Annotated in this window: 2 protein-coding genes; both read left to right on the forward strand. The window is 58.1% G+C overall.

Translation table 11 applies throughout. From position 1 onward, the window contains the following. Positions 1 to 121, forward strand: a 121-nt coding sequence (locus EN808_RS35535) for a DUF1127 domain-containing protein (RefSeq protein ID WP_135918246.1), incomplete at its 5' end; no start/stop codon positions are given. 50 nt (positions 122 to 171) lie between these two features. Next, on the forward strand, positions 172 to 312 hold the full coding sequence (locus EN808_RS35540; protein WP_071096637.1) for a DUF1127 domain-containing protein: 141 nt from the start codon (positions 172 to 174) through the stop codon (positions 310 to 312). The last annotated feature ends 17 nt before the right edge of the window (positions 313 to 329 follow it).

Genomic DNA, 329 nt, shown 5'->3' on the forward strand with positions numbered 1-329 from the left:
CCGCAACTGGCGCCGCTACCGGGAAACCGTTTCCGAGCTGAACCGCCTGTCCAACCGTGAACTGACCGACCTCGGCATCAGCCGCAGCGACATCCACTACGTCGCCCGCAAGGCGGTCTAATTCCGCTTCGGACCGCAAATGGTCCGAACCAGTTTTGAGAAAGTAAGACAATGAACCTGATCCGTAGCTACCGTAACTGGCGCGTTTATCGCGAGACGGTTTCCGAGCTGGGTCGGCTTTCGAACCGTCAGCTCCATGATCTCGGCATCGTTCGTGACGAGATCAAGATGATCGCCCGCAAGGCGGTCTAAGCAAGGCATTTCGCCAG

The organism is Mesorhizobium sp. M8A.F.Ca.ET.165.01.1.1, assembly GCF_004792065.1.
Classification (GTDB): Bacteria; Pseudomonadota; Alphaproteobacteria; order Rhizobiales; family Rhizobiaceae; genus Mesorhizobium.